The organism is Nostoc sp. (assembly GCF_035638895.1).
Lineage (GTDB): Bacteria > Cyanobacteriota > Cyanobacteriia > Cyanobacteriales > Nostocaceae > Nostoc.
In genome coordinates this window covers 1-7,724 of sequence record NZ_DASQZC010000010.1, presented here as the reverse complement: position 1 = coordinate 7,724, position 7,724 = coordinate 1, and the positions used below count along the sequence as shown (strand labels likewise).

Here is a 7,724-nt window from a genome sequence, read left to right as displayed (position 1 = left end):
TTGTCGTGGTTCCAAGCGATTTCCTGTCCGCACAAACGCCGTTCCATTCACCAACGGCAATTCGTGATCTTCCATTAAATAGACAATCAAGCCGTTTTGAAGCACAAACCGCTCATACTTTGGTATCTTAATTTCAGGTAGGGCTGGTAGCTGCAACTCAGTATAGTGCTTTGCCTCAGCCGTCGCCGCCAGAGAAAAATTACAAGTTAAAAGTAAACACGCAAAAACACCAACCAAAGCATAAATAAGCCGCTTCCCATTTTGAATTTTGAATTTTTTACCTTTCACCTTGTACCTCTGCATATCTCTCTACCTTTGCGCCCTTTGCGATTCGTTTCTCTTAAGCTTCTTTCGACAACAACTTCCCAACCGTGCGATTTTTCGGCGTAAACGTCTCCTTTGCCACCCGTACAATATCAGCCGTTGTCACCGCCGAAATATCATCCAACTGCTTAAACAAATTCCGCCAAGAGCCAGTTTTCACCTCATATTCCAACAATTGTTGAGCCATCCCCATATTTGAATCGAGGGTACGTAACAAACCCGCCCTTGCTTGGGTTTTCACTCGTTCCAAATCAACCGTAGCTACAGGCTCAGTTTTTAATTTGTCGATTTCTTGGCGCAAAGCCACTGCCAACTCATCAACCGTATGACCAGGAGCCGTGAGAGCATAGAATAACATCAGGTTTGGGTACTTATCTCCAGGAAATCCGCTAAAACCTTGAGCATTTAGCGCCAAGCGTTGCTTTTCTACCAAAGACTTATACAACCGCGACGTGCGCCCATTACTTAATAAACTGCCAATGATTTCATAGACTGCATTATCTGGATGGGTAATTGCTGGACGATGATAACCTTCTAAATACCAGGGTTGAGAAGGTAGCTGTAAAGTAACTTCCCGTGTTTGTTGTTGTGACGGTTCCACCGGAATTTTTTCAACAGCTTTGGTTTTTGCCGGATAGCGGCCAAAATAAGTTTGCGCCAGTTTTTTTACCTCAGCCGGGTTAACATCTCCGACAATGGCAATGGTTAAATTACTTGGTACATAGTGAGTATCAAAAAACTTTTGCACATCTTCTGGTGTCAAATTGCGGATATCTTCGTCATAACCAATCACCGGACGCCTGTATGGATGAACTTTGTAAGCAGTATCAATAAATTTCTCCACCATCAATCCAATGGGTGAATTTTCCACCCGCATCCGTCGCTCCTCTAAAATTACATCTCTCTCTTTATAAAATTCACGGCGAATTACAGGATCAAGAAATCGTTCCGACTCCAGCGACATCCAAAGTTCGAGCTTATTGGCAGGAAAGCTGTAGAAATAACGGGTAGCTTCAGTTGAAGTACTGGCATTTAAACCCACGCCTCCCGCTTGTTCGACAATTTGCCCCAATTCGTTTTGCTTGACAAGCTTAGCTGCTTGCGCTTCCACTTGCTTAAACTTAGCTTGTAACCGCGTAACCTCATCTTTTTTGCCATCGGCTTTTGCTGCTTGAATTTGGGTATCTAACCGTTCTAAGGTTTCTAATAGAGGTTTTTCTGCCTTGTAGTCTTCTGTACCAATGCGCGTTGTACCTTTAAACGCTAAATGTTCTAGAAAGTGAGCTACACCAGTTTTGCCATCTGGCTCATCTACACCACCGACATTGGCATAAGTAATAAAAGAAACTACAGGCGCTTGATGTCGTTCCAAGACAATGAATTTAAGACCATTGTTGAGGCGAAACTCCGTTAACTCCTTAATAACTCGATTCAGATAAGGTTGAATCGAACTTTGAACTGGTGAAGTTTGAGTTTTTGTAGGTTGCAGCACTCTTTGGGGAGGGGGTGCTGTCTGAGTTTGAGCCAGAGCAATTTCTGGCAGCAATCCGCACCAGAGGATGATCAAAGCCAACGAAGTGACAAACAACCGCCGCAATATGACAGATACTTTATCTGACCAATCCAAAATCCCCAATCTAAAATCTAAAATTGACCGACTGATCTGGTTCATAAGCGCAAATTAAGATAAAGTTACACTACCTAAAAAACTAGGTACTTACTTAGCAAAAAGACGTTAATCTTGTATTAAGCATGTTAGGCTTTTTTACTTGACGTTAGACAATAATGCTACAAATCATGTTCCGCAAATTTCACCTTAACTGTTATGCGAGTTTTTAATTCTTCCCCACCCTCAGAGGCTCAGACACGCACCCGGATTTTACAGGCAGCACAACGGTTGTTCGCCGCTCAGGGATTTGACGGCACAACCACCCGCGATTTAGCACAGGCGGCAAGTGTAGCTGAAGGCACTCTATTTCGTCATTTTCCCAATAAAAAGGCAATTTTAGTGGAAGTAGCGACGAGTGGATGGGTGGAGATTCTCACAGATTTACTGACAGAATTAAGTGAAATGGGCAGCTATAAAGCCGTAGCTCAGGTGATGCGTCGCCGGATGTGGAATTTCCAAAAAAATGCCGATTTAATGCGCGTTTGTTTTATGGAGGTGCAGTTTCACCCCGACTTGCGCGATCGCATTCAATTAGAAGTCATTACCAAAATGTCCGATGTGGGCGAAGCATTTTTTCAAACAGCGATGGATAAAGGCATTTATCGCAAAATGGATGCCAAGCTGGTAGCCAAAGTTTTTTTAGGAATGTTTGCGATCGCAGGTTTTTCCAACAACACCATCATGGAACCTGACGCTTCCCCTCAACAAATGCAGGAAATGGCAGAAGGACTTGCTGATATTTTCCTTAATGGTGTTTTAGCCAAGGATTAGCGAGTAGTAAGTCGGGAGTCGGGAGTCGGGAGTCGGGAAAAAATAAGTGAGACACTTCTTCAATAATTCTTTCTTGTCCCCTTGTCTCCTCTGCCCCCTTGTCCCCTTGTCCCCTTGTCCCCTCTGCCCCCAGTCCCTACTCCCCACTCCCCACTATTTTCGCTTGCTGACTCCACTGTTGTACTAATTCAATCGCTGGACACAAATCTCGTCGCTGCATTGTTGCTACCTGCAAGCGCATAATTTGTTGGTGCAATCTGTGAGTGGGAGTCTGAGCTAACTGTGCAACTGAACCAATACCTGCATGGAGCAATAAACCACAATATTGTATGCCTACACTGGGAATACGCGCCAAGTCAGCTAAAGCCATCCATTTATTTACATACTGAAGATGAATCTGTAATTTATTTGCTAATGCTAGTCTTTTCTCTAGAGTTTTCCCTTGTTTGATTAGCGCTACTGTGGTAAAAATTCCACAATTGTGCAGTTGAGATTGTTCCTCGTGGCTTAGTCCAGGTAATTGCTCAATTGGCCAGTCACGAGATTGGATACGACTTTGATTATTTGTATTTTTAGCAGACATTTTTGAAATTAAAATATAGGCTTATTTAGATATTGTGACAGGAACAAGACGCGATCGCCTCGCATCGCCTCTGAAGTTAAAATGGAGGTAAAATCTCACCAATTTTGCTCGTCTACGGTGGATTGTAGGAAGTTTATGACCCCGATTACGAGAAGCACAGCCCAGTTATATGAAACAGATTTTGTCGCATGGACAGAAAAAACTGTGCAACTCATTCGTGCTGGACAATTTGAAAAAAATGATAAGTCAGAATTATTATTGTCTGGCAAATCAGGAAACAAAAGATTTTAGATGGCTATTAGCTATTCTTGCGCCCCAGCTTTTTGCAGGTTCCGCACCACATTTTTATAACCATTAAATTCTGCAATCATTACAGCAGTATAACCACCCCGGTTTTTCAAATTCACATCTGCCCCAGCTTGGAGTAATAACTGCACAATTTCGCCGTAACCTACTGAGGCCGCCCACATCAATGCTGTTGCCTTTGCTGAGTCTTGAAAATTCACATCTGCCCCATTTGCCAGCAATAAGTGTATTATCTCCGTGTGCTTGCGTTCGGTTGCCTTGATCAAAGCAGTTTTGCCATCATCGCTCGCAGTGTTGGCATCAGCACCATAGTGTAGCAGTACTTTTACTGTTTGGGTGTGTCCCTGTGATGCAGCCAGCGTCAAAGGTACTTCACCGAGGTTTTTCTCAGTAATATCTGCCCCGGAATGCAACAATGCTTCGACGATATGGCTGTGTCCCTGCAATGCTGCTACAAGCAGTGGCGTATCACCCAGGTGGTTCCTAATTTGGACATCTGCACCCCTGGTAAGTAACACTTGCACAACATCAATGTAGCCTTCCACAACGGCAAGGTGTAGGGCAGTTTCACCATCTTGGTCTTGGAGATTAACTTCAGCACCTCGATTTAGTAAAGCTGCTGCGATCGCACTATGTCCAGCAGCAGCTGCTGCCGATAGGGCAGTTGCACCATCGGCGTTTTTCACGTTCACATCAGCCCCGGCTGCTAGCAGTGCTTCCACAACCTCCAAATGTCCCAAATCTGCCGCTAATGTTAAGAGTGTTTCACCTTCCTCATCTCGGATATTGACATCGATACCAGTTTGGAGAATTGCTTGTAAAACTTCTATTTGTCCCTGCTTAACGGCGAGTTTCAAGGCTGTATCATCATCTTTATCTGCGATATTCACCTTTGCACCAGCAGCCAATAAAACTCGCACTACATCGACATGACCTTTAACTACAGCTGCCATTAAAGCTGTGCTGCCATCTTCATTAGTGGCATTTACATCAGCACCTTTAGATAGTAAAAGCTGCAAAATGTCAAGCTGTTTGGCATTAGTTGCCAACATCAAAGCCGTCAAACCATAGAGTTTTCTGGGCAAGTTGATATTTGCCCCAGCATTTAATAGCGATCGCACAATTTCGGTATAGCCTAAATTGGCAGCAAACATTAATGCCGTCGTGCCTTGGCGATCGCACACGTCCACCCTCGCGCCAGCAGCCAGTAGCGCACTGAGACCCTTGATATCGCCGCTTTTAGCAGCTTTTAGCAGCAAAGTATCGTTGTTTTCAGTCATAGATGAGATCCCACACAGGGGGTTTTATTCGTCTACCCTCAAAATTTAGTCTGAGATTGTTTATCCACTTTGGCAAGAGGTTTATGCAATTTAAAATTCGGCGTTGCTGAATTGAAGCATGAATCTAGATGTAGAGACGTAGCACTGCTACGTCTCTACAATGATTTTGGTATTATGCAAAATCATTTTCATACATGGAATCAGCAACGTCCAAAATTCACTCATTCTAAATTTAAATTCAATACAAGCAGTCTTGGCAAACATTCTAGCTATTGGGTTGATGAAAATTCTTCTCTTTCTTAGCCTCTTTTTATTTGTGCAACTTTAAGCACAGAAAATAGAATTATGCTAATTTTTATGAAGATTTTATAATTGGGCGAGAACACGATGAGTCTGGAACTTTCCGCGTCGGTGAAATATTGGCTGAATTTCTTTCATCCGGTGCTCATGTGGGCGCTATTAGTAGTTTCAATTTATGCTGCCTACTTAGGGCTGCAAGTACAGCGTACCAGAAATGCTCAGGGGGAAGAAAAGAAAGAACTGATTAAAGGTAAATATAACGTTAGACACTACCAAATCGGGTCTATACTCTTAGCTTTGATGGTTGTAGGTGCAATTGGAGGGATGGGTGTCACTTACATCAATAATGGCAAGTTATTTGTCGGGCCTCACCTGCTGGCAGGACTAGGTATGACGGGTATGATTGCATTTTCTGCTGCTTTGTCCCCTTATATGCAAAAAGGGGCAAATTGGGCGCGGGCAACTCACATTCTGGTAAATTTTACCCTTTTAGGGCTTTTTGCTTGGCAGGCTGTCACCGGCGTACAAATTGTCCAAAGAATTCTCACTAAAGCATAGTTAAGTAGGTCTTTGCCATTTGTCAAAAATTAATGACAAATGACAAAGAACTATTGACTCACCGCTTTTGCTTAGAATTAGCAGGAAAGGGTATTGCCAAAGATTTCTGAAAATCTTCTTGAACTTTGCGAGTTAAGCGGCGGGAGACTTGGCGGACAATTTGGTTAAGTAAGCGATCGCCTGTAGATTGAATTATAGACTTGGGTAATCGCTGAATAAACCTGGGAAAGTGCAAATCAACTATTAAATCCAATTCCCATTCAACTCTAGTAATTTCACCAATGCTAGTGGAAGTATCGTTTTCTATTAACTGTAGAGATGCCCGATAGTCTACGTCATAACCAGGTGGTTGGTAATCAGGGATAGGGATTGTACGGATACGGTAAATACCCTCATCTGGAGGCAACAATTCCAAACCAATTTTAGGTTCTACATCATAACCAAAAGCACCAAAACGACCAATTACTAAAGCGTAGCCATTTTCCCCAAGTAATTGCACCTTCATGGGTTCAGCGCAACGCGAAAACCATGAGGCGTGATTATTAAGATACTGGGCAACCTTTTCTGCTGAGGCAGGCATTTCCATAAAATCTTGATAACGGCCGTAAAATTTTGTGACCGTTGCTACATTTGTTTCTATTAATGTGTCCTCGGCTGCTTCTTGGCTGGAGGCTACAGGTAAAACTGCTTCTGTTATTTCCCAGGATTTATATTCGCTTTGTTTTGAAAGCATAAATGTATTAATGTATATTTTAGCGTTCGTCTATATTAATAATTCCCCATGTTGTTGGGTGATTTCACACTAATATCCCATTTTTACCGAAACCTCATTAATCTACCATCAAGTCCATAGAATTACTAAAATAAAGAACTGAACAAGCACACAATAGTTTCCCAGGATAGCATTTCTCATGAAAGCATTTGTAGCAGGGGCAACGGGTGAAACAGGTCGCCGGATTGTGCAAGAGTTGATAGCGCGGAATATTCCCGTCCGTGCTTTGGTGCGGGATATAGAGAAAGCTAAGGGTATTCTCTCTCCTGAAGCCGAGTTAGTGGTCGGCGACGTATTACAACCAGAAAGTTTAACTGCTGCGTTGGGAGACAGCACAGTTCTGTTGGTTGCGACTGGTGCGAAACCTAGTTTTGACCCCACTGGCCCCTATAAAGTAGATTTTGAAGGGACTAAAAATTTAGTAGGAGCTGCTAAGGCAAAGGGAATTGAGCATTTTGTCTTAGTTTCTTCTTTGTGTACTTCGCAGTTATTCCATCCATTGAACTTGTTTTGGCTGATTTTAGTGTGGAAAAAGCAAGCTGAAGAGTATATCCAGAAAAGTGGTCTTAGCTATACGATTGTGCGGCCTGGTGGGTTGAAGAATGAAGATAACTCCGACGCGATCGTGATGCAGAGTGCTGATACACTGTTTGACGGTAGTATACCCAGGCAAAAAGTCGCCCAAGTTGCTGTTGAGGCACTGTTTGAAGCAGATGCACGCAATAAAATTGTCGAGATTGTTGCCAAACCGGAAGCAGCCTCGAAAAGCTTTAAGGAGTTATTTCAACAGTGCTGATATTCCACAGGATTCTATTGTTCAAAGTTATCGGCTCACATTTTCATGGAGAAGCCATACCTAAGCCTAGACGCTTTGTCAAGTAGCGTGCTTAATGTAAATTGACCGCCCCTTAATTCCACTCCCTAAAGCGATCGCTGCATCCCACAGGCAAAAGGGTTTAGTAATGCTCATACGTGTCAACTTAACGCAAAACCCTGGCAATGACGTTATATCAAGCTTACTCAATTACCAATTAAGTCGTCGGAACCCCACCCCGCTTTTGTCTAGCGACAAAACCTCCCCTCCCCGTGAACGGGGAGGGGATTAAGGGGTGGGGTAAAACGCCTGTGGGATAAGCGTTTTTACTTAAGTTGACACCAATG

Annotated in this window: 8 protein-coding genes and 1 pseudogene; 4 read left to right on the top strand and 5 right to left on the bottom strand. The window is 43.2% G+C overall.

Going from position 1 to position 7,724, the window contains the following annotated elements; genetic code table 11:
* Together VE944_RS00295 and VE944_RS00290 are read right to left on the bottom strand one after the other, a co-directional pair.
* Positions 1-303: pseudogene (locus tag VE944_RS00295) on the bottom strand (insulinase family protein); the annotation flags it as partial.
* A 37-nt stretch (positions 304-340) separates the two neighbouring features.
* Complete coding sequence (locus tag VE944_RS00290) at positions 341-1,996, bottom strand: M16 family metallopeptidase (protein ID WP_324970767.1); 1,656 nt, start codon at positions 1,994-1,996, stop codon at positions 341-343.
* Positions 1,997-2,149: 153 nt separating this feature from the next.
* Between VE944_RS00290 and VE944_RS00285 the strand changes: the two genes are divergently transcribed.
* The gene (locus VE944_RS00285) at positions 2,150-2,764 is read left to right on the top strand and encodes a TetR/AcrR family transcriptional regulator (protein ID WP_229555625.1); all 615 of its coding nucleotides are present in this window, start codon (positions 2,150-2,152) and stop codon (positions 2,762-2,764) included.
* Positions 2,765-2,900: 136 nt separating this feature from the next.
* Here VE944_RS00285 and VE944_RS00280 read toward each other — a convergent pair whose 3' ends face one another.
* Complete coding sequence (locus tag VE944_RS00280) at positions 2,901-3,347, bottom strand: DUF4332 domain-containing protein (RefSeq protein ID WP_324970763.1); 447 nt, start codon at positions 3,345-3,347, stop codon at positions 2,901-2,903.
* Between the two features lie 135 nt (positions 3,348-3,482).
* Here VE944_RS00280 and VE944_RS00275 point away from each other — a divergent pair, with 135 nt between their 5' ends.
* Positions 3,483-3,638 (top strand): DUF29 family protein, encoded by a 156-nt coding sequence (locus VE944_RS00275; protein WP_324970761.1) that lies wholly within the window; start codon positions 3,483-3,485, stop codon positions 3,636-3,638.
* Between the two features lie 11 nt (positions 3,639-3,649).
* Here VE944_RS00275 and VE944_RS00270 read toward each other — a convergent pair whose 3' ends face one another.
* Positions 3,650-4,933 carry an ankyrin repeat domain-containing protein gene (locus VE944_RS00270; RefSeq protein WP_324970759.1) on the bottom strand — a complete coding sequence of 428 codons (1,284 nt, stop codon included), beginning with the start codon at positions 4,931-4,933 and terminating at the stop codon, positions 3,650-3,652.
* A 387-nt stretch (positions 4,934-5,320) separates the two neighbouring features.
* Between VE944_RS00270 and VE944_RS00265 the strand changes: the two genes are divergently transcribed.
* Complete coding sequence (locus VE944_RS00265) at positions 5,321-5,791, top strand: DUF4079 domain-containing protein (protein ID WP_324970757.1); 471 nt, start codon at positions 5,321-5,323, stop codon at positions 5,789-5,791.
* Between the two features lie 58 nt (positions 5,792-5,849).
* Here the strand turns inward: VE944_RS00265 and VE944_RS00260 are convergent, their stop codons facing one another.
* Entirely contained in the window at positions 5,850-6,524 is a 675-nt protein-coding gene (locus VE944_RS00260) for a DUF1997 domain-containing protein (RefSeq protein ID WP_324970755.1), read from the bottom strand.
* A 178-nt stretch (positions 6,525-6,702) separates the two neighbouring features.
* On the opposite strand from VE944_RS00260, the gene VE944_RS00255 reads away from it, so the two are divergent.
* Positions 6,703-7,359, top strand: a complete 657-nt coding sequence (locus VE944_RS00255) for an NAD(P)H-binding protein (protein WP_324970753.1) — start codon at positions 6,703-6,705, stop codon at positions 7,357-7,359.
* Positions 7,360-7,724: the final 365 nt, after the last annotated feature.

Coding starts and splice junctions, on each gene's coding strand:
- VE944_RS00270 (WP_324970759.1), bottom strand. CDS start 4,933: ATGACTGAAAACAACGATACTTTGCTGCTAAAAGCTGCTAAAAGCGGC.
- VE944_RS00275 (WP_324970761.1), top strand. CDS start 3,483: ATGACCCCGATTACGAGAAGCACAGCCCAGTTATATGAAACAGATTTT.
- VE944_RS00260 (WP_324970755.1), bottom strand. CDS start 6,524: ATGCTTTCAAAACAAAGCGAATATAAATCCTGGGAAATAACAGAAGCA.
- VE944_RS00280 (WP_324970763.1), bottom strand. CDS start 3,347: ATGTCTGCTAAAAATACAAATAATCAAAGTCGTATCCAATCTCGTGAC.
- VE944_RS00255 (WP_324970753.1), top strand. CDS start 6,703: ATGAAAGCATTTGTAGCAGGGGCAACGGGTGAAACAGGTCGCCGGATT.
- VE944_RS00265 (WP_324970757.1), top strand. CDS start 5,321: ATGAGTCTGGAACTTTCCGCGTCGGTGAAATATTGGCTGAATTTCTTT.
- VE944_RS00290 (WP_324970767.1), bottom strand. CDS start 1,996: ATGAACCAGATCAGTCGGTCAATTTTAGATTTTAGATTGGGGATTTTG.
- VE944_RS00285 (WP_229555625.1), top strand. CDS start 2,150: ATGCGAGTTTTTAATTCTTCCCCACCCTCAGAGGCTCAGACACGCACC.